We start from the raw sequence: 24081 nt of genomic DNA, 5'->3' as shown, positions 1-24081 counted from the left end.
CCCGTCACCATGCTGCCCCGCGACGCTACTCCGCCGCTTCGGTCTCCGGCATCGGCACGTAGTTGAGGATCGGCGACAGCCAGCGCTCGACCTCGCGCACCGGCATGCGCTTGCGCGTCGCATAATCCTCGACCTGATCGCGCTCGACCTTGGCGACGCCGAAGTAATAGGCTTCGGGGTGACCGATATAGAGGCCGGAAACCGACGAGCCCGGCCACATCGCGTAGCTCTCGGTCAGGCTGACGCCGATCGTTGCTTCCGCGTCGAGCAGACGGAAGAGCGTTGCCTTTTCCGTATGGTCGGGCTGGGCCGGATAGCCCGGCGCCGGGCGGATGCCGGCATAGGGCTCGCCAATCAGTTCCTGCGGCGTGAAGGTCTCGTCCGCCGCATAGCCCCAGAGTTCGGTGCGCACATATTCATGCATGCGCTCGGCAAAGGCTTCGGCGAATCGGTCGGCCAGCGCCTTGACCAGGATCGAGGAATAGTCGTCGTTGGCACGCTCGAAGCGCTCGGCGATCGCCACTTCCTCGATACCCGCGGTCACAACGAAACCGCCGACATAGTCTTGGGAGCCGCTATCAACTGGCGCGACGAAATCGGAAAGCGCCACGTTCGGGCGCCCGTCGCGCTTGCTGAGTTGCTGGCGCAGGGTGAAGAAGGTCGCAAGCTCGGAGGCCCGGTCTTCGCCGGTGAAAAGCCGGATATCGTCGCCGACCGTGCCTGCCGGCCAGAAACCGACGACCGCCTTCGGCGCGAACCACGTCTCCTCGATGATCTTTTTCAGCATCGCCTGAGCATCTTCGAAGAGCTGGCGCGCCGCAGCGCCCTGCGCCTCATCGTCAAGAATCTTCGGATAGACGCCCTTCAGTTCCCAGGTCTGGAAGAACGGCGTCCAGTCGATGTAGCGGGCAAGCTCGGCGAGATCCCAGCTTTCGAACACCCGCGTGCCGAGGAAGGACGGGGCCTTCGCCTGATAGGCGGACCAGTCGATCCTGTGCTGGTTGGCGCGCGCCTGCGACAGCGGCAGCCGGCGCTTTTCCGCCTCGTTGCGCGCATGCGCGTCGGCAACCTTGCGATATTCCGCCCGGACGGTCTCCATGTAGCTGTCGCGGGCTTCCGGCGACAGCAGGCTCGATACGACGCCGACGGCGCGGCTCGCGTCGGTGACGTAGACCGTCTGGCCGCGATCGTAGCGCGGATTGATCTTGACCGCGGTGTGCACGCGGCTGGTCGTCGCCCCGCCGATCAGCAGCGGCACGGCGAAGCCTTCGCGCTCGAGTTCGGACGCCACATGCACCATCTCGTCGAGCGACGGGGTGATGAGGCCCGAAAGCCCGATGATGTCGACCTTCTGCTCGCGCGCCACTTCGAGGATCTTCGCCGACGGCACCATGACGCCGAGATCGATGATCTCGTAGTTGTTGCAGGCAAGCACGACGCCGACGATGTTCTTGCCGATGTCGTGCACATCGCCCTTGACCGTCGCCATCAGGATCTTGCCGGCGCTTTCGCGCGCTTCGCCGCCGTTGGCGAGCTTTTCGGCCTCCATGTGCGGCAGGAGCACAGCGACCGCCTGCTTCATCACACGCGCCGATTTCACCACCTGCGGCAGGAACATCTTGCCGGAGCCGAAGAGGTCGCCGACGACGTTCATGCCGGCCATCAGCGGGCCTTCGATGACGTGCAGCGGCCGCGCTGCCTCAAGCCGCGCCTCCTCCGTATCGGCCTCGATGTATTCGGTGATGCCGTTGACGAGCGCGTGCTCAAGACGCTTTGCCACCGACCATTCGCGCCAGGAGAGATCCTTCTCGCGGCCCTGCGCCCCGCCCTGTCCGCGGTAGCGCTCGGCGATTTCGAGCATGCGCTCGGTCGAATCGGCGCGGCGGTTCAGCACCACGTCCTCGCAGGCCTCGCGCAGATCCGGATCGATCGCGTCATAGACGGCGAGCTGGCCGGCATTGACGATGCCCATGTCCATGCCCGCCTGGATGGCGTGGTAGAGGAAGACCGCGTGCATCGCCTCGCGCACCGGCTCGTTGCCGCGGAAGGAGAACGAGAGGTTGGAGACGCCGCCCGACACGTGCACATGCGGCAGGGTCTTGATGATCTCGCGCGTCGCCTCGATGAAATCGACGCCGTAGTTGTTGTGCTCCTCGATCCCCGTCGCCACGGCAAAGATGTTCGGGTCGAAGATGATGTCCTCGGGCGGGAAGCCCGCCTGTTCGGTCAAAAGCTTGTAGGCGCGGGTGCAGATCTCCACCTTGCGCGCCTGGGTATCCGCCTGGCCGACCTCGTCGAAGGCCATGATGACGACGGCTGCGCCATAGGCGCGGCAGAGCCTTGCGTGGTGCAGGAACGCCTCTTCGCCTTCCTTCATGGAAATGGAATTGACCAGCGGCTTGCCCTGCACGCATTTCAGGCCGGCCTCGATCACCTCCCATTTTGACGAATCGATCATCACGGGTACGCGGGCGATATCCGGCTCGGAGGCAACGAGGTTCAGGAACTCGACCATCGCCTGCTTCGAATCGATCAGGCCCTCGTCCATATTGATGTCGATGATCTGCGCGCCGTTGGCCACCTGGTCGCGCGCGACATCGAGGGCTGCCGAATAGTCGCCGGCGGTGATCAGCTTGCGGAACTTCGCCGACCCCGTGACGTTGGTGCGCTCGCCGACGTTGACGAAAGGAATGTCGGAAGTGAGCGTGAAGGGCTCGAGCCCGGAAAGCCGCATCAGCGGTTCGACCTTGGGGATCTCGCGCGGCGGGTGCTTGGCGACAGCCTTGGCGATCGCGCTGATATGGGCCGGCGTCGAACCGCAGCAGCCGCCGACGATGTTGAGGAGGCCGTCGCGAGCAAAGGCTTCCACCTGTGCGGCCATCTGCTCCGGCGTTTCGTCATACTGGCCGAACTCGTTCGGCAGGCCGGCATTGGGATAGGCGCAGACGAAGGTATCGGCAACGCCCGAGAGCTCGTCGATATGGGCGCGCATCGCGTTGGCGCCGAGCGCGCAGTTGAGCCCGATGGTGAAGGGCTCGGCATGGCGAACCGAGTGCCAGAAGGCCGTCGGCGTCTGGCCGGAGAGCGTGCGCCCCGAAAGATCGGTGATCGTGCCGGAGATCATGACCGGCAGATCGACGCCCTTTTCGGCAAAGACTTCCTTGGTCGCGAAGATCGCCGCCTTGGCGTTCAGCGTGTCGAAGATCGTCTCGATCAGGATGATGTCGGCGCCGCCGTCGATCAGGCCGCGGATCTGCTCGGCGTAGGCGATCCGGAGATCGTCGAAGGTGACGGCGCGGTAGCCGGGATTGTTGACGTCGGGCGAGATCGACGCGGTGCGGTTCGTCGGCCCGAGCGCGCCGGCAACGAAGCGGCGGCGGCCATCCGCGGCCTCGGCCCGCTTGGCGGCGCGCCGCGCCAGCCGGGCGCCATCGCGGTTGAGCTCATAGACCATGTCCTCCATGCCGTAGTCGGCCTGGGCGATACGGGTCGAGGAGAAGGTGTTGGTTTCGAGGATGTCGGCGCCGGCGATCGCATAGGCGTAGTGAATGTCCTCGATCGCTTTCGGCTGGGTCAGGGTCAAGAGATCGTTGTTGCCCTGCTGGTGACAGGCGCAGCCGCCGAAGCGGTCGCCACGGAAATGCTGCTCGATGAAGCCGAGCTGCTGGATCTCCGTGCCCATCGCGCCATCCATGATCAGGATGCGTTCGCGCGCCGCTTGGGCCAGCGCCCGCTTGATCTCGGAGCCATCCGGCTTGGAGGAAACGTCGCCGAAAAGGGCGTCGATGGCGGACATGGGAAATCTCCCGTTCTGAAAACGACAAACAATAAGTTGAGTCAATCACATAAAGATATCTTTATGTCAACATATGCAACAATCACATTTGTCTTTCGAAGCAAAGAAAATGGCCCGCCGCGATTGCGACGGGCCACTAGGTGCATTCGGGTTCACAACGGCAAGCTTAGAGCCGCGCGAGGCAATCCTCGGTTTCGTAGATGGCGCAAAGGATGTGGTAGAAGCTGCTGGCGGGCGCCGGCTCGTCGACGAAGCTGCCGTCGGCCTTCTGCTTGTCGCGCCAGAGGCCCGCAACCGGCGTCTCCAGGAAGATCCGGAGTGCCGCCGCCGCCCGTGCAGCCGAAGCGAGATAACGCTCGCGCTCGGCACCATTGGTGAGGGCCGCAAAGCGCACGGCCGCCTTCAGCCACTCGGTCTGCGGCCAGAGCCTGGCGATCGGGTCGGCCACCGAGAGATCGTCGAGAAGCGTCATGATCGCGACATTGCGGTTCGCGCAGATGCCGTGCGCCTCGCCGATATCGAACAGCCGCCGCGCCTTCACGATCGCGTCGGCACAGCCGCGGCGCTCCGCCCAGCGCAGAAGCAGCCAGGCCCATTCGAACAGATGGCCGGGCTCGACGATCCGGCCCTTGTCGCCGGCCATCGGCGCCCAGTCGTGATCGAAGAATTCGCGCAGCACCCCGCTCTCGGCATCGATGAAGTGATCCATCGCCAGATCCGCAATCTCGTCGGCGAGATTGGCCCAGGCGACCCGGTCGAAGCCCTCGACCGTTTCGCTGGCCAGGCACGCCTCGAAGAGATGCATGTGCGGATTGGAGCAGAGCGGCAGGCGCGGGGGATTGTCTTCCTCGAAACCGGCGACCGGATGCTTGACATGCGCCTCGATCCGAGACCGAAGGTCGTTGCTGCGCTCGATCATCTCGGCCTTCCGTGCCGGCACGACCTCGGCAAGGTAGGCGAAGGCGAGCAGCGCGAAGGCCTGATTGTAGAGATCGAAGGACGGATCGAGCAGATTGCCTTCGGCATCGGCGAGCGCACCATAAAAGCCGCTCGGCTGCTTGAAGACGCGATCGAAATAGGCAAGCCCGCCTTCGGCGGCACCGCGCCAGTCACCCGACCAGCCGCGCCGCCCGGCTTCCGCGAAGCAATAGACCTGCCGCGGCTGCACCCGCGCGCGGCGGTTGGCATTGGTCGGCTCGCCGGCCATGTCGATCGTTTCGACGAAGCCGCCGGCAGCGTCGATGCCTTTGGCACGCCAAAGCGGCAGGGCCTTGTCCGCCAGCCACTGCGACAGCGCCCGCGATTGCGAAAAAATATCCACCGCCAACACTCAGTCCTCGAGCTTCAACGCGCCATGATCCTTGCCGAGCAAGGTTGCGAGCGCCTCGACCACCATATTGTGGTCCTCGCGCTGCGGCAGGCCGGAGACGGTAACGGCGCCGATGCAGCCGGTGCCCTTGACGACGATCGGGAAGCTGCCGCCATGCGCCGCATAGTCGGCATCGGCAAGCCCGAGCTTGGCCTGCAGGTTGGTTTGCGCCTTGGCGAGTTCGCGGCCGGTGGCGTAGCTGCTCTTGAACAGCCGGAACACGGTGTTGCGCTTGCGGCGCACCCAGTTCGGATTGTCGGGCGTCGCCCCTTCCAGCGCGGCGTAGAACACCTGCATCGAATACAGCGTAATGTCGATGACGACACCGAGCTTGCGCTCCGCTGCCGTCTTGCGCAGCAGCGAGCCGAGCGCCCAGGCCGTATCGAGATCGAAGCGATCGAACTGCAACTCCTGTTCCTGCCGCACGATGCGGGCGAGGTCCCTGTCGATATTCATGGGGTCAGTCCTTCCAGAGCCAGGCGGCACCGCGCACGCCGGAACTGTCGCCGTGCAGCGCCTTGCGAATGGGCGTTTCGAACGTGTCGCCGAAGAGGTAGTTGACCACTCGCGGCGGCACGTCGTCATAGATCTCGTCGACATTCGACATGCCGCCGCCAAGCACGTAGACATCAGGGTCGACGATGTTGGTGAGCAGCGCCAGGCTGCGCGCCAGTCGGTCGACAAAGCGCTCGTAAACGCCCGTTGCCACCGGATCGCCCGCCCGCTTCGCCTCGATGATGTCGCGCCCGCGCTTTTCGACGCCGGTCGCAATCCGGTAATCGAGCTCGACGCCGGTGCCGCAGGCATACATGTCGAGGCAGCCATGCTTGCCGCACCAGCACTTGTGGCCCGGATACTCGTCCTTCGTCATCCAGGGCAGCGGATAGTGGCCGATCTCGGCGGCCACGCCCTGGTAGCCGGCATGCACTTTCTTGTCGATCGCAAGCCCGCCGCCATGGCCGGTACCGACGATGACGCCGAACACCACATGCGCAGTCTTTCCGGCACCGTCGACCGCTTCGGAGACCGCCAGGCAATTGGCGTCGTTGGCCAGCCGGACCGGACGGCCGAGCGCCGCTTCGAGGTCGCGCCCGAGCGGCTTGCCGTTGATCAGCACGGCGTTGGAATTGCGCACGATACCGGTGCGCGGATTGGGGCTGCCGGGAATGCCGATGCCGATCGAGCCCTGTTCGCCGGCCGTCTGCTCTGCGGCGGCAACGAGGTCGAGAACGGCGCGGATGCAATCGTCATAGCCGCTGGTCGGGGTCGAGACGCGATGCCGGGCGCGCGTTTCGCCATCGCGGCCGAGCGCGATGACTTCCATTTTCGTGCCGCCCCAATCTATTCCGATGAACATATGTGGATCAGGTCTCTGATGAAGGTCTTAAAGGAGAGTGCCGGCTTCCTCGGGCCAACGCTCGCATGCTTAGCATTCGAAAGACCTGAAAGACCAGCCCCGTTTCACAATCGGTTTAAACCCGCTGAGGACGCTGCTGGCGTGCCGCCGTCGCGAGATTGCCAAGCGCGACGTCGCCCGCATTTCCGCCGTCACACACGCAAAAACACTTGGCGAAGACGCCTTGCTTTTGTATGGGTGCTATCCAAGTGGTCCCGTAGCTCAGCAGGATAGAGCACCAGATTCCTAATCTGGGGGTCGCGCGTTCGAATCGCGCCGGGATCACCAGTAAATCAACGAGTTAGCATCAATGCCGTTCTGATCGTTCTGAAAGCGTTCTGAAACGTTGTTCTTTGATTGTTATTCCAGTCAGTTTCGGAACCACGTGAATATCTCGATCACAGCCTTGCGATGCAGCATGGAAGAACATTTATGGCAATGTTTAGAAAATTAAGAACAAAACTAGGTTTAAGAAAAGAACGCCCTCCGCCAGAACATGTTAAAATTGGGCGTCATACTTATGGCATAAAACCAGACACCATTTATCATTTCGATAAAAATAACCCCCTCACAATAGGAAACTTCTGCTCTTTTGCCGATGAGGTTGTACTGCTTAATCGCGCTAACCACCCTACAAATTTTGCATCTACCTATCCGCTAAAAGAGCTTTTTATTCCGAGCATGAATGGCGGTCTCAATTTACTTGACCAAGGAGGTATTGAAATAGGCCATGATGTTTGGGTCGGGCGTCGTGCCATAATCCTACCAAAAGTAAAAATTGGCAATGGTGCGATTATTGGTGCGGGATCTATTGTGACAAAGGACGTTCCTCCTTATGCAATAGTTGCTGGAAACCCAGCAAAACTTATCCGCTATCGTTTTGATATATGTACGATACTAGCGCTTCAAAAAATTGAATGGTGGAATTGGGATGATAACAAAATCAAAAATCATTTAGATGATTTGTTCCTTCCGATTGAAGAGTTTGTAAAAATCCATTTGACTGAGGATTATTCAAGCTTGAACCAGCAGTTGTGATGCCCGCTCATCACCAAACAATTGAACTGCGATCTGTTGCAATAGTGGCCAAAGTTCGTGATCTGACCGCTATGCTCGAGCAGTTGCGAAAATCTGCCGCGTGCGGGATGACTGCTGAGACATTGCCGCCTCGATTTGAACGCCTTCCGCTTCCGTGTTGGCATAGATTCCTAATCTGGGGGTCCCGCGTTCGAATCGCGGGCGGGATCACCATAAAAATCAACCACTTAAAATAACATGCATTCCCCGGGCGTTCCCCACTTATGTTTGCGGAACGTTCTTTTGGCCGCGATGGGCGACCCGCAACTCCGCGACCTGCTTCGTTTCTTCGGGCGTACTTCTGTTGTAGCGTTGCGTCGTCTGAGCGTTTTTGTGGTTGGCGTGATGTCGGCAGATGAAGGAAACACCTTGGAAAGGCTACTGGGTACAGGATGGGAGCTTAGCGTCTTTCGGGAGAATGGCCGCCTTTTGATCGGCATACCCGTGGATTGTGGCCACTGGAGCAAGGGCTTCGACTTCGAGGCTTCCGAAAGCGACTATGAAGTGCTTCGCCAGGACATTTACCGCTGGAAGACATTGGAGTTTATCTTGCATGAGCGCCTTCAGCAGCGAATGGGAAACAACGACTACGAGAACATCGAAGACGAAGCGCATGCCGTCATTCGGCGTATCCTTCATGGCTCCGGTGACGACGTCGAGCATGAGATTTCAGTTTCTCCCAATGCCACCTTCATAAGAATTCAATTGCAAAAAGCTGGCTTGGGAAAGGAATGACCCGCAGCAAAGTGGGCCTGCGTATCGATTGCCATTGGAGTTCGATCTTACCGCGAGAGATTAATCGATCTCATATCATGCGCTGATTTCACTGACCTATCTGTACCCACATCATGTTTTGGCGGCGGGAGGGCCCGCCGCTAGCTGTCAATTTACGGCCGCCTGACGCCATACCTCACCGAAGCGGCTCCCACGCCGGACCGCGCCAGGCCTTCAACGCCTGGAGAAAGACCTGCAGTCGCGATGGCAGAAACCGCCGCGTCGGATAGACCGCATGCACGAAGACATCGGGCGCCGACCATCCGGGAAGGACGCGCACGAGCTTGCCGCTTGAAAGCAGGCTGTCGCAGAAGATCGGCGGAAGCCGGCCGATGCCGTGGCCACGCTCGGTGATGGCGCTCGCCGATTGGATGTCGTGGACCGTTACCGAACCGGTCACAGGAAGCGTAACCGCCTTGTCGCCGTTGACGAGATGCCAATCGGCCTCATTCTTCCGGGCATTGACGAGGACGCAGCGGTGGCCGCTTAGATCTTCGGGCCGCAAGGGAACGCCGTGCCTGTCGAGATACTCAGGGGCGGCCACGAGGAGGTGGGTGCTTCGGCCAATGCGCTGCGCGACAAGCGACGAATCACGCAATTCGCCGAACCGGACGGCGACGTCGATGTTCTCGGCGACAAGATCCATGAACATGTTGGTGACGAGAAGATCGACCTCGATCTCGGGATACTTTTTCAGGAACGCGGACAGGAAATCGAAGAAGGGCGGCTGCCCGAGTGTCACCGGAACCGTGATGCGCAGCAACCCCTCGGGTTTTCGCTGCGCCTCGCTCAGCACCCTCTCCGCGTCGTGAAGCTGCTTCAGCGGTTCGCTGCACTCGGCACAATAGGCACGCCCCTGAACCGTCAGGCTCAACTTCCGCGTCGTCCGCTGGATCAACGTGACACCCAGTTTCTGCTCCAGCGCGGTCACCTTGCGGCTGACGGTGGAGACCGGCATGCCGAGGGAGCGGGCCGCCCGGCTGAAGCTTTCGAATTGGGCAACGGCGGCAAAGACCGCGATATCGTTCAGGTCGACCATGCCGATATTTTTGCACTGATGGAAATGTAATTCCAGATATTTCCAGCTTATCGCGCAATCTCGCCGCAGCCATATTCATCTCACCAAAATCGTCCAACCACGGAGAGATCGAATGGCAAACAAGGTCGCAATCATCACCGGCGCCTCCCAGGGCATCGGCGCGGGCCTCACAAATGCCTTTCTGGCACAGGGCTATGACGTCGTCGCAACCTCGCGCAACGTCAGCAAGTCGGGCGAAATCAGCGATTCCGACCGCCTGGCCCGGGTCGACGGCGATATCGCCGATCCGGACACGGCGAAACGCGCGGTCGACACCGCGATCGACCGGTTCGGCTCGATCGACGCGCTCGTCAACAATGCCGGGATCTTCTTCACCAAGCCCTTCGTCGACTATACGGCCGAGGACTACCGCCAGCTCAGCGCGACGAACATCGAAGGATTCATCCACACGACCCAGCTCGTCGCCAAACAGATGCTGGCGCAGAAGCGGGGCGGCAGCATCGTCAGCATCACGACGCCGCTCGCCGATCGACCGATAGCAGGCATGAACGCTTCGGTCGCCATGCTGACCAAGGGCGGCATCAACGCGATTTCGAAGAACATCGCCATGGAATACGCAAGGGACGGAATCCGCGTCAACGTCGTCGCCCCCGGCGTCGTCGACACGCCGCTCCACAAGGACAATCCGAGGGATTTCCTCAACACCCTTTCGCCGATGCACAGCATTTCCAGCGTCGATGAGATCGTGGACGCCGTCCTGTTCCTGACCAGGGCACCGCGCATAACCGGGGAGGTGCTGAACGTCGACGGCGGCGCGCACTTGGGCAAATGGTAGACCTGGAGGACACGTCCACCGCTGACACAGAACAGCGGCTGACGGAACTCGGCATGGCACTGCCTCCTCCGCCAACGCCCTTCGGCAATTATGTCGAAGCGGTCCGGATCGGCCGGCTCGGCGCCGAGTTGACGGTCGATGAAGGACGCCGCGCGGCGGAGACCGCCACGCTCAGCGCTCTTGCGGCGATCAGGGCGGAGCTCGGTTCACTCGACCGGGTGACCGCCGTCGCCAAGCTCGGCGTCTACATCGCCACATCGGACGATTTCCGGGAGCACCCTCAAGTCGCCGACGGCGCGTCCGACCTGCTCGCCAAGGTCTTCGGTCCTGAAATGCTGTCGGGCCGCATCGTCCTCGGCGTCGCCAGCCTGCCGCTCGGACTGCCGGTCAAAATCGAACCCTTGGTCGAGGTGGCGGACTGAAATGCTGGACCGGCCTTCCGGAACGCCGACCCATCAGGAAAACGCCTTTTCGTCATTTGCCTGTCACGAACAACGGCTAAACACTGGGCATACCTTCTTGATGACCACGGATGAACTGGCATCGGCGAAGGTGATGAGGAAGGTCGGGTTTGCCCCGGCCTTTTTTGTTTTGTCAGCCTTGGCCGCCATTCTACATGCTTGACAGTAGCCGCTGCCTGCCCGAGTTTGCTCGCATGACGGGAGGAAACCATGGGTAAACTTCTGCAGATCATCGGCATCGTCATCATCGTGGCCACAATCGTTGTCGGCTTAGCCATGCTGGCAGGCGATCCGGCGACGGCGTATTTGCGCGTACTGTCTATTCTCCCCTGGACTTGGAGCGCGATACTAACCGGTATTCTTCTGGCTGCTTTCGGAACGATGCTGCGACAACTGAGCGCGATCCGGGCCGCCACCGAGAGACAGGCCACCCTGTTTCAAGCAATTCTCGACCGCAAGGCACCGACGACCGCGCAATAGATCGCGCCTGAAATCCAACGGGATAACCGGAAAGCCCTCAGCCGTCCGGCCGGCATACACGCAGCCGATGTCCATCGGGATCCAGCGCGACAAAGGTGCGGCCGAAGACGGCGGTCTTCAGTTCCTGCTCGATCGTCAGCCCCCGTTCCTGCCAGTCAGCGTAGAGCCGCTCGACCTCGGCGTCGTCCTTGACCATGAAGGCGATTTCCGACCGGTGGCCCGTGCCGGAGGACACGAAATCCCTCGCTGCGGTGGACCAGAGGCTGAAGGTCAGCCCGTTTTCCAGATCAAAGGCGACATAGGCCGGGAACGCCGCGGCGGGCTCGCGACCGAGCAGATCAGTATAGAAGCGGGCGCTCGCCATCGGGTCTTCGACGTAAAAGAGCACGAGGTTCGGTGACAGCATGGGTCGGATCTCCTTTTCGATCCCCGGACCCTAGGCAAAGCCACTGTCAGTTCCCGTCAGCATTCGACCGGGCACAAGAAACCGCCGGCCCATCGGAACCGGCGGCTTTCGTTTTGGCTGGAAGGCGGCGTCAGAAGACGGCCAGGTATTTCAACAGAGAGATGATGCCGATGATGATGACGATGATCTGCACGATCTGCTTGGCGCGTGCGTCGAGCGGCAGACGCTGGACGAGATAGAGCACCAGCACGATGACGAGGAATGTAATCAGGATTCCGATAAGCAGCCCCATGGATCAACTCCCTTTTCACAACGACAGCGCGACAGCGCCGGGATTGTAACTATGAAGCGAGGGCAAAAGTTCCGATTTTCAGCGGAAATTCTTCCGCTGGTCGCGCTGACCGCCCGGCAAGCATCGGAGGCGAGCGGAAGGTTCCATCAGGAGGCGGGCTTGCAGGCAATCCCCTTGTCCTCGTCGCCCTTGGTCGCGTCGAAAAGCGTCGCCTCCTCGCCCTTCGTCCACCAGACATATTGCCCGCCGGCATATTTGGCTCCGGATGCGGCAATCACGTTGGAGGCGACGACGAAGGTCCCGTCGATGGTGAAAGTCACCAGCGAAACCGGGCCGGCATTGATGTATTCGGCTTCGACGGATTTCCCGCCGCAGTCGTAGCGCACCGATTGCCGGTCCACCGCCTCGGCGCCGGGAATGCGGATGGTCACGTCGGCGCCCTCAGACGCTGCCGACATCGAGGCCAGCTTCAAGGCAGTGCCGCCGCCGGCCTTGCCAAGCATAAGCTTCGATCCTTCCACCGACCAGGAAAGCTCGCTGTTGAGCGCCTTGAGGAACTTCTGCTCCTGATTCATCACCGCCGGCACGCACATCTTGCGCGTGGACGCAGCAGGACCGAAGGTGATCCTCGAGCCTGAAAGGCTGAAGGTACCGGTGAAATGGTTGCAGCCGGCCATGCCGCCATAGGTGCCGTCCTCGCGGATCTCCAGCGTCGACTGGAGATTGTCGATGACCCCACCCCCGCCGATGTCTTCGGCAAGCCAGGTGCCGACCAGTTGCTCCGGTACGTTCTCAGCGGCGACAGGCTGCATCGAGGCCATCTCGATCGCGACGCAGGCGCAGGAAACGGCGGTTATGACTTTCAGCATCGCGAACTCCTTCGGACCCCGACTCACGGCATCCGATTCTTAGCCCGCCGACGAGACGGATTGAAGACCGTGCCCTTGTTGCCGGCGGATTTCGCCTGTAGAGCCTAGCAAACAACATAAAACTCGGATCGATCTCGTAGAGACCACCTGCCCGGCGAAGGCTCAGCCGGGCGTTCGTCCGGGAAGAAGAACATGGGTATTGGCATGGCATCCCGCGACACTGCGAAGCGCCGACTGACGATCCTCGGCTCGACCGGTTCGATCGGCACCAACACGCTCGACGTCATCGAGCGGTTGGGCGGTCGCGAGCGTTTCGACGTCGTCGCCGTCACCGGAAACGGCAACATTCCGCTGCTCGCAGAGCAGGCCAAAAAGGTGGGCGCAGAGCTCGCCGTCACCGCCAACGACAGCCAGTACGAAAACCTGAAGGCGGCCCTCGCCGGCACCGGCATCGCGGTGGCCGCCGGCCGAAGCGGCCTGATCGAGGCGGCCGAGCGCGACGCGGACTGGGTGATGGCCGCGATCGTCGGCAACGCCGGTCTCGCCCCGACGCTGGCAGCCGCCCGCCGCGGCGCCGACATCGCCCTTGCCAACAAGGAGTGCCTGGTTTCCGCCGGCAACCTGTTCATCGACGCGGTAAAGAAGGGCGGCGGCCGGCTGCTACCGGTCGACAGCGAACACAACGCCATCTTCCAGGTGCTGGAAGAGCACCAGCGCCATGCGGTCGAGCGCATCATCCTGACGGCGTCCGGTGGCCCCTTCCGCACCAAGTCGCTCGAAGACATGCGCCATGTGACCGCGGATGTCGCCCGCGCCCACCCGAACTGGTCGATGGGCCTGAAGATCTCGATCGACAGCGCCTCGATGTTCAACAAGGCACTGGAGATGATCGAGGCGAAGCACCTCTTCGCGCTCGAACCCGATCAGGTCGAGGTGATCGTGCATCCGCAGTCGGTCATCCACTCGATGGTCGGCTACACCGATGGCTCGGTGCTGGCGCAGCTCGGCTGCCCGGACATGCGCACCGCCATCGGCTATGCGCTCTCCTATCCGAGCCGCTGCAGCCTGCCGATCGAGCGGCTCGACTTCGCTAAGCTCTCGCGCCTCGATTTCGAAGCCCCGGACGAAGTTCGTTTCCCGGCGATCCGGCTGGCGCGGCGCGCCATGATCGAAGGTGGCGTGCAGGGGGCCGTGCTCAACGGCGCCAAGGAAACGGCGCTCGACGCCTTCATCGCCGGCCGAACCGGTTTTCTCGCCATGGCGGAGATCGTCGAAAAGGTGATGGACAAGCTCGCCGGCCTGCCGGCGGCAGCCACCATGGACGAGGTCTTTGCCGCCGACGAAAAAGCCCGGCAACTGGCGGCCGGGCTGCTTCAGTAGTCAGGTTCTCTGGGCGCGCCGCGCTCAGTAAGGGAAGCGCCCCTCATCCGCCTGCCGGCACCTTCTCCCCGCAAGCGGGGCGAAGGACGTTGCAGCTCCGACTCTGATCCACCAGCGACGTTCTCGGTCTGCTTCCGCCAAGGAGCAGGACAGCATCTTGGCAGTGGACGGACACGGAGTTGCATCCAACGTCCTCGTCCCCTCTCCCCGCATGCGGGGAGAGGGTTAGGGTGAGGGGCAGGTTTCTCGTAAGGTTAGCCGAAGCCTACGCGACGGCGCGGGCCAGCGCACAGCGCGACCACAGCGAATGCAGCGCACCGACGAGATGGTCGATGTCGGCGTCCGAATGCAGCGGCGTCGGGGTGATGCGCAAGCGCTCGGTCTTCTTCGGCACCGTCGGATAGTTGATCGGCTGGACGTAGACGCCGAAATTGTCGAGCAGGAGATCGGAGATCCACTTGCACTTGGCGGCGTCGCCAACCATGACCGGCACGATATGGCTCGGGTTCGGCATGTGCGGGATGCCGCGCTGGTCGAGCAGCGAACGCAGGCGACGCACGCGCTCCTGGTGGGCGAAGCGTTCGACCTGGCTTTCCTTCAGGTGACGGATCGAGGCGAGCGCGCCGGCAGCAAGCGTCGGCGGCAGCGCCGTCGTGAAGATGAAGCCGGAAGCAAACGAGCGGATGAAGTCGCAAAGGGCTGCCGAACCGGTGATATAGCCGCCCATGACGCCGAAGGCCTTGCCGAGCGTGCCCTCGATGACCGTCAGCCGGTGCATCAGGCCTTCGCGCTCGGCGATGCCGCCGCCGCGCGGACCGTACATGCCGACCGCATGCACTTCGTCGAGATAGGTCATGGCGCCGTACTTGTCGGCGAGGTCGCAGAATTCCTTGATCGGCGCGATATCTCCGTCCATCGAATAGACGGACTCGAAAGCGATGAGCTTCGGCGCGCGCGGGTCGGCAGCGGCGAGCTTGGCCTCGAGGTCAGCGACCGAATTGTGCTTGAAGATGACGCGTTCGCACTTGGAGTGACGGATCCCCTCGATCATCGAAGCGTGATTCCCGGCGTCCGAGAAGACGATGACGCCAGGAATCTTCGAACAGAGCGTGCCGAGCGCGGCCCAGTTGGACACGTAGCCCGAGGTGAACAGCAGCGCCGATTCCTTGCCGTGCAGGTCCGCGAGCTCGCGCTCAAGCAGGACGTGGTAGTGGTTGGTGCCGGAGATGTTGCGGGTGCCGCCGGCGCCGGCGCCGCATTCGTCGATCGCGCGCTTCATCGCCTCGGTGACAACAGAATGCTGGCCCATGCCGAGATAGTCGTTCGAACACCAGACGGTGACTTCCTGAACGCCGCCAGCCGTGTGGCGTGCGGCCTTCGGGAATTGGCCGCGATGGCGGGCGAGGTCTGCGAAAACCCGGTAGCGGCCTTCCTGATGCAGTCCGTCCAGCTCGTTCTTAAAGAAATTTTCGAAATCCATCATCTTCTCCAGTGCCCGGCCGCTTTTCTTCAATCAATGCGACCTGGGGTCAACCTCGGAATGCCCGGCATCTGCCAACTGCGGCAAAAGGCCCATCAAGTGCTGCCCGCCCAATGAATGCATCCGGGATGATCTAGCATTTTTGATCCAGAGCATCTTCGCTGCTTTCAGTGAAACCGTTTCAATCGAGACAACGCTAGTTTTGAAACATTCCAAAGAAAGCCTTAGCGCATGTTCATCTCTTCAAGCTTGATCGAAGTCAAGCAAGGATGAAAAAAGGACGGCCGAAGCCGCCCTTTTTCGCTGTTTGCACGGCGGCGGACGGCGCTCATGCCGCAGCCACGGCGCGTTTGGCCATGACCTTCACCAGATTGGCGCGATAGGCCGCGTCGGCGTGAATGTCGGAGAGCAGATCCGAGGCATCGACGCTGATCGTGGCGAGTGCATCCGGCGACCAGTTGGCGGCAAGTGCGGCCTCCATCTCCGCCTGCCGGAAGACGCCGTTTGCTCCCGCACCCGTGACGGCGACCCGGACCGCCCCATCGTCTCCCTTTGCCACGAAAACGCCGGTCATCGCATAGCGCGACGCAGGATTGGCGAATTTCTGGTAGGCGGCCTTGGCCGGCGCGTCGAAGCGGACGGCGGTAATGATCTCGCTGTCTTCCAGCGCCGTTTCGAACAGGCCGGCGAAGAAATCGTCCGCGGCAACCTCGCGCCGGTTGGTCACGATCGTCGCGGCGAGCCCCAGCATCGCTGCCGGATAGTCAGCGGCCGGATCATTGTTGGCGATCGAGCCGCCGATCGTGCCCATGTGCCGCACGTGCGGATCGCCGATATGGCTGGCGAGATGACAGATCGCCGGACAGACGGCCTTCAGCGCCGCCGACGAGGCCACGTCATAGTGGGTCGTGGCCGCACCGATCCGCACCGATCGGCCGTTGACCGTGATGCCCTGCATCTCGGCGATGTGCCTGAGGTCGATCAGGTCGCTCGGCGACGCCAGTCGCTGCTTCATCGTCGGGATCAGCGTCATGCCGCCGGAGACGTATTTGCCCTCGCCGGCAGCTTCCATTCGGCTGACGGCGTCCTGAACCGAAGACGCCCGGTGATAATGGGTCTCGTACATGTGGGTGTCCTCCCGTTCACTTGGCCGCGTGCGCCGCCGCCCACACCTTCTGCGGTGTCGCCGGCATGGTGAGCGCGTTGTTGCCGATGGCGTCGGTGATGGCGTTGATCAGCGCCGGCGGCGAGCCGATCGCACCCGCCTCGCCGCAGCCCTTGATACCCAGCGGATTGTTCGGGCACGGCGTGTTCGAGGTCGAGACCTGGAACGACGGCAGATCATCGGCGCGTGGCATGGCATAGTCCATGTAGCTCGCCGTCAGCAGCTGGCCCGAGGCATCGTAGTGCACACCTTCGAGCAGCGCCTGGCCAATGCCCTGGGCCAGCCCGCCATGTACCTGCCCCTCGACGATCATCGGGTTGATGATGTTGCCGAAGTCGTCGGCAGCCACGAACTGGACGATCTTGGTGCGCCCGGTATCGGGATCGACCTCCACCTCGCAGATGTAGCAGCCGGCCGGGAAGGTGAAGTTGGCGGGGTCGTAGAAAGCCCCTTCCTTCAGCCCCGGCTCCATGCCCGCTGGCAGGTTGTGGGCGGTATAGGCGGCGAGCGCCATCTGGAACCAGGGCACCGCCTTGTCGGTGCCGGCGACCTTCAGCTCGCCGTTCTCGATGACGATATCGCTTTCATCCGCTTCCATCAGATGCGCGGCAATCTTCTTCGCCTTGGCCTCGACCTTGTCGAGCGCCTTGACGACGGCCGACATGCCGACGGCACCGGAGCGCGAGCCATAGGTGCCCATGCCCATCTGCACCTTGTCGGTATCGCCATGCACGATGTTGACGCTGTCGAGCGGCACGCCGAAACGATCGGCGACGAGCTGGGCAAAGGTCGTCTCGTGGCCCTGCCCGTGGCTGTGCGAGCCGGTCAGAACCTCGATGGTGCCGACCGCATTGACGCGCACTTCGGCCGATTCCCAAAGACCGACGCCGGCACCGAGCGAGCCGACCGCCGCCGACGGTGCGATGCCGCAGGCCTCGATGTAACAGCTCATGCCGATGCCGCGTTTCATGCCGCGACGCTCGGCTTCGGCCTTGCGCGCCGCAAAGCCGTTCCAGTCGGCCGCCTTCATCGCCGCTTCGAGCGACGCTTCGTAGTCGCCGGCGTCATAGTTCATGATCACAGGCGTCTGGTGCGGGAAGGAGCGGATGAAATTGACCCGCCGCAACTCCGCCGGCGAGACGCCGAGTTCGCGCGCCGCCGTCTCCATGGTGCGTTCGAGCAGATAGGTCGCCTCCGGTCGCCCGGCACCGCGATAGGCATCCACCGGCGCCGTGTTGGTGTAGACGGTCCGCACATTGGCGTGGATCGCCGGGATGGCGTACTGGCCCGAAAGCAGCGTCGCGTAGAGATAGGTCGGCACCGCCGAGGAAAAGAGCGACATATAGGCGCCGAGATTGGCGACCGTGTCGACCTTGAGCCCGATGATGCGGTTGTTGGCGTCGAAAGCCATCTTCACCTTGGACACATGGTCGCGACCATGGGCGTCGGTGAGGAACGCTTCGGTGCGATCGGACGTCCATTTGACCGGAACGCCGGTGCGCTTCGACGCCCAGAGACAGACGATCTCCTCTGGATAGATATAGATCTTCGAGCCGAAACCGCCGCCGACATCGGGCGCAATCACCCGGAGCTTGTTTTCCGGGGCGACATTATAGAAGGCGCTCATCACCAGCCGGGCCACATGCGGGTTCTGGCTGGTGGTGTAGCAGGTGTAGTGGTCGTCGCCGGCGTCGTAGATGCCGAGGGCCGCGCGCGGCTCCATCGGGTTGGGCGAGAGCCGGTTGTTGTGGATGGTGACCTCGGTGACATGGGCCGCCGCTGCGATCGCCGTGTCGGTCGCCGCTTCGTCGCCGATCTGCCAGTCGAAGATCAGGTTGTTCGGCGCCTCGGGATGCAGTTGCGGCTGTCCGGCTTCGAGTGCCCTCGTGGCGTCGATGACGACGGGCAGTTCCCGGTACTCGACGACGACGGCCTCGGCCGCATCGCGCGCTTCGGCCACGCTGTCGGCAACGACGATCGCCACGGCATCGCCGACATAGCGCACCGTCTCGTGCGCAAGCGGCCGCCAGGCGCCCATCTTCATCGGCGATCCGTCCTTGGAGTGGATCATCCAGCCGCAGATCAGGTTGCCGATACCGTCGGCGAGCAGCTGCTTGCCGTCGAGCACGCCGATCACGCCGGGCATGCCCCTGGCCGCAGACGCGTCCACCTTCACGATCTTCGCATGCGCGTGCGGGCTGCGCACGAACACCGCATATTTCATGCCCGGCACGGACATGTCGTCCGTATAGCGGCCCTTGCCGGTCAGGAACCGCTTGTCCTCCTTGCGCGCCACGCGCGCGCCGATGCCTTCAACGCCCATTGCCTATCTCCTCCCGAGATATCCAGCGACAGTCTCTCGATGACATGCGTCAGGGGCGAGAGTCGCCCTTAAATCTACCGCTATTCTGCAGCCACGCGGGCGCCGCTCATCTCGGCGGCGGCGGCAAGGATCGCCTTGACGATGTTGTGGTAGCCGGTGCAGCGACAGATATTGCCTTCAAGTTCGGCGCGCACCGTTGCCTCGTCCAGCTGGCCCTGATGCCTTCGGATCATGTCGACGGCCGTCATCACCATGCCGGGCGTGCAGAAGCCGCATTGCAGGCCGTGATTGGCCTTGAACGCCGCCTGTACCGGGTGCAGCTCGCCGTCGGCGGCGAGCCCTTCGATGGTGGTGATCGTGGAGCCTGCCGCCTGCGCGGCAAGGATGGAACAGCTCTTGACCGATTTTCCGTCCATATGGATGACGCAGGCGCCGCACTGCGTGGTATCGCAGCCGACATGGGTTCCGGTCAGTCCGAGATTTTCACGTATGAATTGCACCAGCAATGTGCGGTCGTCGCAATGACCGCTCACCTGACGGCCGTTGACCGTCATCGTTACTTTCGCCATTTCGCTCCTCCGGGGTCGGTCAATGCCAACACGAGCGCGGCCGGAAAGTCGGGTGAGATGGTTCACGCGACTAGGGTACGCGCCAACTGATATCGATGCCCGTCGCCCACGGATCCGCTCCTCCGGATTTTGCAGGCTTGTTTGTATCATTTGTCTTTTTTTGGAATGCCGCAACCGCCCCTGCCCACCGGACGATAAAATTTTTCCACGCCGGTTGTATCTCGGGGAACTGAGCCTTCATGTCCCGTTCAGGAACGATATCATTATCTTGCCGCCAGGAAGAAACCGCAGCGCTCCCGTAGACTTTCGATGGGGACCGCGTATTTTCCGAATTGCAAGTTCAGGTGGAGCGGGATGTGCCCGGCTTCGCCATCATCCACGGGACGGACTGAGCGATAGGCTTGAGATCCGTAGAGATCGGAGAGAACAACATGAAGAAAGCCATCGCACTGGTGCTGGTCGCCCTGTCGGTCGCAAGCTGCACCCAGACGGAAAAGGGCGCCGGAATCGGTGCCGTTTCCGGCGCGATCATCGGTGGCGCGGTTACCGGCGACGTCCGTGGCGCAGCGGTCGGCGCAGCCATCGGCGGTGTCTCGGGCGCAGTCATCGGCAACGTCACCGAACAGCCCGGCCAGTGCTACTACCGCGACCGTTACGGCCGCCGCTACATCGACTCCTGCCCGCGCTAAGGCGCAGCAGGAACGATCGTCCTGAGGCGCAGCGCAAGCGCACCGACGGCACAGTTCCCCCTCCTGGCAGTCGCCGTGAGGGGGTTTTTCGTTGCGGCAGGCAGCGATCACGACAAAAACGACGCGCGCCTCACCCAAATGGCCGGGCGCGCAGAAACCGGGTGGCTCTTCTTCACGCAAATCCGTTTCGTGGCCCCGACCTAAATGATCGAGGCTCCTCATGTCGAAACCGGAAAACATCGCCCTGCCCCCGGCCTTCAAGCGAATCGGCTGGTCCAACCTGTTTGCACAGTTCTCCGAGCAGATGGCGCTCGCGGCCGCTCCGCTCGCGGCCGTGCTTCTGCTCGCCGCGGGCCCTGCGGAAACCGGCTGGCTGCAGATGGCCCAGACGCTTCCCTTCCTCCTGCTCTCCATTCCCGCCGGCCTCATTGCCGACCGCGCATCGAGACGCAGGCTGATGGTCTCCTCGGAAATCCTGCGCGCCCTGTCCCTGGTCGCCACCTTGCTCTTGATGGTCAGCGGCCTGCTGTCACTGCCGCTGCTTGCGGTCATGGGTTTCGTCGGTGCGATCGGCACGGTTTGTTACAATGTCGCCGCGCCAGCGCTGATCCCGGCGATCGTTCCCCGCGCCCAGCTGGGCGACGCCAACCGCTGGATGGAACTCGCCCGCAGCCTCGCCTATTCCGGCGGACCTGCGATCGGCGGCGCGATCGTCGCATGGACCGGCGCGTCGCTTGCCTATGTCGCCGCCACGTGCCTCTCCCTTCTCTCCGTCGTCCTGCTTGCCGGCCTTAGCGACCACCAGCAGCCAGCCAGTCCCAGGCGCAAGCTCCTTCAGGATCTGACGGAAGGCGCCCGGTTCCTGGCCGGTCACGCGCTGCTCAGGCCCATCCTGGTGACGGCCATCGTCTTCAATACGGCGTGGTTCGTGCTGCAGGCGATTTATGTCGCCTATGCCATTCAAACCCTTGGGCTGACGGCGACCGGCGTCGGCGTCACGCTCGGCATCTATGGCACCGGCATGATGCTCGGCGCCTTCGCAGCACCCGCCATTGCGCGCCGCGTCCCCTTCGGCCTGATGATCGTCCTTGGGCCGCTCGGTGGGCTGACGGCCGCCGCCGTGATGCTCTCGACCATTTGGGTTCCCTCCGGCGCGCTCGCCGGCTTGAGCTTCTTCCTGTTCGGCGCCGGTCCGGTGCTCTGGTCGATCGCCACGCTGACCTTGCGACAGGCCGTCACGCCCAATGCGATGCTGGGGCGCGTATCGGCCTTCATCACCACCGCCACCTTTGGCGCGCGGCCGATCGGCGCAGCACTCGGAGCCGTCGTCGCCACGCGCTTCGGCGTCGAGGCCTGCCTTGCCGTCGCAGCGGCCGGCTTCCTCATCCAGTTCCTCGTCATCATCGCGTCCGGCGTACCGCAATTGCGGGCGCTGCCCGAGGCGGCATAGCGGCTCGGCACGACGGACCAGGCGGGGCCAAGCCTGCAAAAGAGGCCCGGCGCCAGCGTGGTTGTCGGCGCCGCGGAGCCGATGGTTGTGCTGCGCTGACAACATTTCCGTGCTTTTTCGACGAAATCGGCACCGAAATTCGGCATCGGGGGTGGATGCAGCGGGTGGTCATCGTTAACAAATGGAAAACCTTAGGCATGCGATAGTGACCCGGCCGCATAAGCAGGCAGTTTGTATTGGGTCGCCTGAAGACGGGATGCGGAAGCGAATGTCCCCACCACGGTCGAGTATTGCGTACTGGAAGGCAGCGACTGCGTTTGCTGTTGCCTTTTCGTGCGCGCTTGGCCCGCTTTCCGCTGAAAAGGCCTACGCCTTCAAGCTCTTCGGCATGAAGTTCTTCGAGAGCGACGAGGAAGAGGCGCCAGTCATCGACCCCGTCAACTATTCGCTCACCTTCGATGCCGGCACCGACGACAAGGAACTGAAGGAAGCGCTGGAAAACAGCTCGCAGCTCGTCCAGGGCCAGGAAAAGCCGGTCTCCGGCGATCTCGGCCTTGCGATCCGGGCGCGTGACGACCGCGACCGGCTGCTTGCCGCACTCTACGAAAAGGCCCGCTACGGCGGCACCATAGCCATCCGCGTCAACGGCCAGGACATCGACAGCCTGCCGCCCGATCCGTCCTTCCCGGACGGCAAGCCGATCCCGGTCAGCGTCACGGTAACGCCGGGCCCCGTCTTCAAGGTCGGCTCGGTTCGCTTCGTGGGTGATGCGGCCGGCTTCAATCCGGCCGATTACGGCCTGCCCGCCGGCGCGCGCGCCGACTCGACCCTCATCATCAAGGCGGGCGAGAAGGTCGTCAACGACCTGCGCGAGCAGGGCCGGCCGCTCGCCAAGCTCACCGAGCGCAGTGCCGTCGCCAATCACGCCAATTCGACCGTCGACATCGTTATCGGCGCCGCCGGCGGACCGGTAGCACCTGTCGGCGAGGTGAGCGTCGATGGCACCAAGACCGTCGATCCCGGCTTCGTGCGCGACTATTCGCGGCTCAACGAAGGCCGCCCCTATTCGCCCGAGGACATCCGCAAGGCCTCCGAGCGCCTGCGCCAGCTCGGGGTCTTTTCGAGCGTCACCATCAAGGAAGCCAACACGCTTTCGCCTGATGGATCGATCCCGATGAAGATCGAGGTGTCCGAAGGCAAGCACAAGTATTTCGGCTTCGGCGCCCAGGTCTCGACCACCGACGGCCTCGGGCTTTCGGGCTACTGGGGACACCGCAACCTCTTCGGCCGCGCTGAATCGCTGCGCATCGAGGGCTCGGTCGATCGCATCGGCGAGACCAAGGAACTGGACAAGCTCGACTATTCGGTCGGCATCCTCTTTGCCAAACCCGGCGCCTTCGGCCCCGCCTCGACCTTTACCGCGAGCCTCAAGGCCAACATCCAGGACCCGGACGCCTACCGCGCCAAGATCCTGACGGGGGCGGCCGGCGCGACTTTCGAACTCTCGCCGACCGACACATTCTCCGGCGGCGGTGAGCTGAGTTGGGCCAACATCGACGACGCCTTCGGCTCGAATTCCTACCTGACGGCTGCCATCCCGCTCGAATATGTGCGCGACACCCGCAACGACAAGCTGAACGCGACCGAAGGCTATCGGGCGATGATCAACGCCAAGCCGAGCTACGAGATCAAGGGCCAGACCTTCTTCTCGTCCTTCGAAGCCTCGGCATCGGGCTACCATGCGCTCGGCGACGAGAAGCGCTTCGTGCTTGCCGGCAAGATCGGCGCCGGCGTGCTGGTCGGCGGCAGTGGGCTTGAGGACATTCCGGCAAACCGTCGCTTCTATCTCGGCGGTGGCGGCTCGGTGCGCGGCTATTCCTACCAGGAGATCGGCCCGCGCAATTCCGACAACGAGGAGACCGGCGGGCGCTCCTATGTCAACGCCTCGCTCGAAGCCCGCATCGCGATCACCGATACGATCGGCGTCGTTCCCTTCATCGACGCCGGCACGGTCTCGGCAAAGACGACGCCCGACTTTTCCGACATCCGCGCCGGTGCTGGCATCGGCCTGCGCTATGCGACGCCTTTCGGACCGATCCGTCTCGACTTCGCGGTGCCGCTCAACAAGTATCCGGGCGGCACCAAGTACGGCATCTATGCCGGTATCGGGCAATCCTTCTGACGCGCGCCGTTTCTCCCGCAGGAACAAGCAAATTGCCGTCTTCGGTTGA

The 24081-nt window shown here is 62.8% G+C and carries 21 protein-coding genes and 1 tRNA gene; 10 read left to right on the top strand and 12 right to left on the bottom strand.

Translation table 11 applies throughout. From position 1 onward, the window contains the following. Nucleotides 1–25: 25 nt before the first annotated feature. The 4 genes from metH to C1A35_RS17855 form a co-directional block, all read right to left on the bottom strand. On the bottom strand, nt 26–3796 hold the full coding sequence (gene metH / locus C1A35_RS17870) for a methionine synthase (protein ID WP_104665606.1): 3771 nt from the start codon (nt 3794–3796) through the stop codon (nt 26–28). 166 nt (nt 3797–3962) lie between these two features. Next, a complete protein-coding gene (locus tag C1A35_RS17865) occupies nt 3963–5117 on the bottom strand; it encodes an AGE family epimerase/isomerase (RefSeq protein WP_440271538.1) in 1155 nt (384 codons plus the stop codon). Between the two features lie 9 nt (nt 5118–5126). Further along, a complete protein-coding gene (locus C1A35_RS17860; protein WP_104665605.1) occupies nt 5127–5621 on the bottom strand; it encodes a heme-degrading domain-containing protein in 495 nt (164 codons plus the stop codon). 4 nt (nt 5622–5625) lie between these two features. After that, the gene (locus C1A35_RS17855) at nt 5626–6522 is read right to left on the bottom strand and encodes an ROK family protein (RefSeq protein WP_104665604.1); all 897 of its coding nucleotides are present in this window, start codon (nt 6520–6522) and stop codon (nt 5626–5628) included. A 250-nt stretch (nt 6523–6772) separates the two neighbouring features. Here C1A35_RS17855 and C1A35_RS17850 point away from each other — a divergent pair. The 3 genes from C1A35_RS17850 (at nt 6773) to C1A35_RS35995 (ending at nt 8373) form a co-directional block, all read left to right on the top strand. Beyond that, a tRNA-Arg gene (locus C1A35_RS17850) sits at nt 6773–6849 on the top strand. Nucleotides 6850–6993: 144 nt separating this feature from the next. After that, the gene (locus tag C1A35_RS17845; RefSeq protein ID WP_234822902.1) at nt 6994–7599 is read left to right on the top strand and encodes a CatB-related O-acetyltransferase; all 606 of its coding nucleotides are present in this window, start codon (nt 6994–6996) and stop codon (nt 7597–7599) included. A 282-nt stretch (nt 7600–7881) separates the two neighbouring features. Continuing rightward, nucleotides 7882–8373 carry a hypothetical protein gene (locus C1A35_RS35995; RefSeq protein WP_158665093.1) on the top strand — a complete coding sequence of 164 codons (492 nt, stop codon included), beginning with the start codon at nt 7882–7884 and terminating at the stop codon, nt 8371–8373. Nucleotides 8374–8548: 175 nt separating this feature from the next. Here the strand turns inward: C1A35_RS35995 and C1A35_RS17835 are convergent, their stop codons facing one another. Beyond that, nucleotides 8549–9451: a LysR family transcriptional regulator gene (locus C1A35_RS17835; protein WP_104665603.1), complete on the bottom strand. Its 903-nt coding sequence runs from the start codon at nt 9449–9451 to the stop codon at nt 8549–8551. Nucleotides 9452–9563: 112 nt separating this feature from the next. On the opposite strand from C1A35_RS17835, the gene C1A35_RS17830 reads away from it, so the two are divergent. The 3 genes from C1A35_RS17830 (at nt 9564) to C1A35_RS17815 (ending at nt 11227) form a co-directional block, all read left to right on the top strand. After that, entirely contained in the window at nt 9564–10286 is a 723-nt protein-coding gene (locus C1A35_RS17830; protein ID WP_104665602.1) for an SDR family NAD(P)-dependent oxidoreductase, read from the top strand. Then, nucleotides 10280–10708, top strand: a complete 429-nt coding sequence (locus tag C1A35_RS17825; protein WP_104665601.1) for a RidA family protein — start codon at nt 10280–10282, stop codon at nt 10706–10708. The genes C1A35_RS17830 and C1A35_RS17825 overlap by 7 nt, the downstream gene beginning before the upstream one ends. A gap of 249 nt (nt 10709–10957) precedes the next feature. After that, the gene (locus tag C1A35_RS17815) at nt 10958–11227 is read left to right on the top strand and encodes a hypothetical protein (protein ID WP_104665599.1); all 270 of its coding nucleotides are present in this window, start codon (nt 10958–10960) and stop codon (nt 11225–11227) included. 37 nt (nt 11228–11264) lie between these two features. Here C1A35_RS17815 and C1A35_RS17810 read toward each other — a convergent pair whose 3' ends face one another. The 3 genes from C1A35_RS17810 to C1A35_RS17800 all read right to left on the bottom strand — a co-directional run bounded on the left by C1A35_RS17810 (nt 11265) and on the right by C1A35_RS17800 (nt 12794). Further along, on the bottom strand, nt 11265–11633 hold the full coding sequence (locus C1A35_RS17810; RefSeq protein WP_104665598.1) for a VOC family protein: 369 nt from the start codon (nt 11631–11633) through the stop codon (nt 11265–11267). Nucleotides 11634–11763: 130 nt separating this feature from the next. After that, nucleotides 11764–11925, bottom strand: a complete 162-nt coding sequence (locus tag C1A35_RS17805) for a Thivi_2564 family membrane protein (RefSeq protein ID WP_089044368.1) — start codon at nt 11923–11925, stop codon at nt 11764–11766. A gap of 146 nt (nt 11926–12071) precedes the next feature. After that, nucleotides 12072–12794: an META domain-containing protein gene (locus C1A35_RS17800; protein ID WP_104665597.1), complete on the bottom strand. Its 723-nt coding sequence runs from the start codon at nt 12792–12794 to the stop codon at nt 12072–12074. A gap of 204 nt (nt 12795–12998) precedes the next feature. On the opposite strand from C1A35_RS17800, the gene dxr reads away from it, so the two are divergent. Beyond that, nucleotides 12999–14174 (top strand): 1-deoxy-D-xylulose-5-phosphate reductoisomerase, encoded by a 1176-nt coding sequence (gene dxr / locus C1A35_RS17795; protein WP_104665652.1) that lies wholly within the window; start codon nt 12999–13001, stop codon nt 14172–14174. 265 nt (nt 14175–14439) lie between these two features. Here the strand turns inward: dxr and hemA are convergent, their stop codons facing one another. The 4 genes from hemA to C1A35_RS17775 all read right to left on the bottom strand — a co-directional run bounded on the left by hemA (nt 14440) and on the right by C1A35_RS17775 (nt 19711). Then, the gene (gene hemA / locus C1A35_RS17790) at nt 14440–15654 is read right to left on the bottom strand and encodes a 5-aminolevulinate synthase (RefSeq protein WP_104665596.1); all 1215 of its coding nucleotides are present in this window, start codon (nt 15652–15654) and stop codon (nt 14440–14442) included. 328 nt (nt 15655–15982) lie between these two features. Continuing rightward, entirely contained in the window at nt 15983–16780 is a 798-nt protein-coding gene (locus C1A35_RS17785; protein WP_104665595.1) for an FAD binding domain-containing protein, read from the bottom strand. Nucleotides 16781–16796: 16 nt separating this feature from the next. After that, nucleotides 16797–19142: a xanthine dehydrogenase family protein molybdopterin-binding subunit gene (locus tag C1A35_RS17780; protein ID WP_104665594.1), complete on the bottom strand. Its 2346-nt coding sequence runs from the start codon at nt 19140–19142 to the stop codon at nt 16797–16799. Nucleotides 19143–19222: 80 nt separating this feature from the next. Beyond that, nucleotides 19223–19711: a (2Fe-2S)-binding protein gene (locus tag C1A35_RS17775; protein WP_104665593.1), complete on the bottom strand. Its 489-nt coding sequence runs from the start codon at nt 19709–19711 to the stop codon at nt 19223–19225. A gap of 431 nt (nt 19712–20142) precedes the next feature. On the opposite strand from C1A35_RS17775, the gene C1A35_RS17770 reads away from it, so the two are divergent. From C1A35_RS17770 to C1A35_RS17760, 3 genes are all read left to right on the top strand, one after another. Beyond that, the gene (locus C1A35_RS17770; RefSeq protein ID WP_058321762.1) at nt 20143–20400 is read left to right on the top strand and encodes a glycine zipper domain-containing protein; all 258 of its coding nucleotides are present in this window, start codon (nt 20143–20145) and stop codon (nt 20398–20400) included. Nucleotides 20401–20620: 220 nt separating this feature from the next. Beyond that, nucleotides 20621–21850 (top strand): MFS transporter, encoded by a 1230-nt coding sequence (locus C1A35_RS17765; protein WP_104665592.1) that lies wholly within the window; start codon nt 20621–20623, stop codon nt 21848–21850. 268 nt (nt 21851–22118) lie between these two features. Next, nucleotides 22119–24032 (top strand): autotransporter assembly complex protein TamA, encoded by a 1914-nt coding sequence (locus C1A35_RS17760; RefSeq protein WP_104665591.1) that lies wholly within the window; start codon nt 22119–22121, stop codon nt 24030–24032. The last annotated feature ends 49 nt before the right edge of the window (nt 24033–24081 follow it).

Source organism: Ensifer adhaerens (assembly GCF_002940685.1).
Classification (GTDB): domain Bacteria; phylum Pseudomonadota; class Alphaproteobacteria; order Rhizobiales; family Rhizobiaceae; genus Ensifer; species Ensifer adhaerens_E.
This window is presented reverse-complemented; position numbering and strand designations above follow the sequence as displayed.

Coding starts and splice junctions, on each gene's coding strand:
- metH (WP_104665606.1), bottom strand. CDS start 3,796: ATGTCCGCCATCGACGCCCTTTTCGGCGACGTTTCCTCCAAGCCGGAT.
- C1A35_RS17860 (WP_104665605.1), bottom strand. CDS start 5,621: ATGAATATCGACAGGGACCTCGCCCGCATCGTGCGGCAGGAACAGGAG.
- C1A35_RS17855 (WP_104665604.1), bottom strand. CDS start 6,522: ATGTTCATCGGAATAGATTGGGGCGGCACGAAAATGGAAGTCATCGCG.
- C1A35_RS17845 (WP_234822902.1), top strand. CDS start 6,994: ATGGCAATGTTTAGAAAATTAAGAACAAAACTAGGTTTAAGAAAAGAA.
- C1A35_RS17835 (WP_104665603.1), bottom strand. CDS start 9,451: ATGGTCGACCTGAACGATATCGCGGTCTTTGCCGCCGTTGCCCAATTC.
- C1A35_RS17830 (WP_104665602.1), top strand. CDS start 9,564: ATGGCAAACAAGGTCGCAATCATCACCGGCGCCTCCCAGGGCATCGGC.
- C1A35_RS17825 (WP_104665601.1), top strand. CDS start 10,280: ATGGTAGACCTGGAGGACACGTCCACCGCTGACACAGAACAGCGGCTG.
- C1A35_RS17815 (WP_104665599.1), top strand. CDS start 10,958: ATGGGTAAACTTCTGCAGATCATCGGCATCGTCATCATCGTGGCCACA.
- C1A35_RS17810 (WP_104665598.1), bottom strand. CDS start 11,633: ATGCTGTCACCGAACCTCGTGCTCTTTTACGTCGAAGACCCGATGGCG.
- C1A35_RS17805 (WP_089044368.1), bottom strand. CDS start 11,925: ATGGGGCTGCTTATCGGAATCCTGATTACATTCCTCGTCATCGTGCTG.
- C1A35_RS17800 (WP_104665597.1), bottom strand. CDS start 12,794: ATGCTGAAAGTCATAACCGCCGTTTCCTGCGCCTGCGTCGCGATCGAG.
- dxr (WP_104665652.1), top strand. CDS start 12,999: ATGGCATCCCGCGACACTGCGAAGCGCCGACTGACGATCCTCGGCTCG.
- hemA (WP_104665596.1), bottom strand. CDS start 15,654: ATGGATTTCGAAAATTTCTTTAAGAACGAGCTGGACGGACTGCATCAG.
- C1A35_RS17785 (WP_104665595.1), bottom strand. CDS start 16,780: ATGTACGAGACCCATTATCACCGGGCGTCTTCGGTTCAGGACGCCGTC.
- C1A35_RS17780 (WP_104665594.1), bottom strand. CDS start 19,142: ATGGGCGTTGAAGGCATCGGCGCGCGCGTGGCGCGCAAGGAGGACAAG.
- C1A35_RS17775 (WP_104665593.1), bottom strand. CDS start 19,711: ATGGCGAAAGTAACGATGACGGTCAACGGCCGTCAGGTGAGCGGTCAT.
- C1A35_RS17770 (WP_058321762.1), top strand. CDS start 20,143: ATGAAGAAAGCCATCGCACTGGTGCTGGTCGCCCTGTCGGTCGCAAGC.
- C1A35_RS17765 (WP_104665592.1), top strand. CDS start 20,621: ATGTCGAAACCGGAAAACATCGCCCTGCCCCCGGCCTTCAAGCGAATC.
- C1A35_RS17760 (WP_104665591.1), top strand. CDS start 22,119: ATGTCCCCACCACGGTCGAGTATTGCGTACTGGAAGGCAGCGACTGCG.